The organism is Myxococcus sp. AM009, assembly GCF_013372605.1.
Taxonomy (GTDB): Bacteria; Myxococcota; Myxococcia; order Myxococcales; family Myxococcaceae; genus Myxococcus; species Myxococcus vastator.
Map to the genome: position 1 here is coordinate 1 of NZ_JABXEP010000481.1, position 421 is coordinate 421.

Consider the following 421-nt stretch of genomic DNA (forward strand, 5'->3'; position numbering starts at 1 on the left):
CTATCACGGCTCCGCGACGACGTTACCCGTCTCGGTCTTCCGCTCAACGATGATCGCCGACTTCGGGTGAGTCAGCGCACCGGAGAGGCGGGTCTCCAGCAGGTAGTGGTACTGGTTGAAGGAAATGTCGAAGTCCTCGGCAGCGAAGAGCTGCCCACCCTTGTCCGCACCAATGGTGTAATCGGACATGTTGACGATGATACCGAGGGCATCGACGGTGCCGTTCTTGGCGGAGCTGCGCTGCAGGCCCTTCATGAGCGGAACCTTGACGATCTTCGAGACGCCGACATAGTCGGCCAGCTCGGAGACGCTGCGGAACAGACGGTGACCCATCTTGTCCTTGAGAAGCAGGATCTCGGTGACCATGTGGGGCTCAGCGAACCAGGTGGGGTTGCCAGCCCCGTCGTAGTCGTCCATAGCG

At 60.8% G+C, this 421-nt stretch carries 1 pseudogene; it reads right to left on the reverse strand.

From position 1 onward, the window contains the following. Nucleotides 1-3 precede the first annotated feature (3 nt). Nucleotides 4-421, reverse strand: a pseudogene (locus HV824_RS36495) (caudovirus prohead protease); the annotation flags it as partial.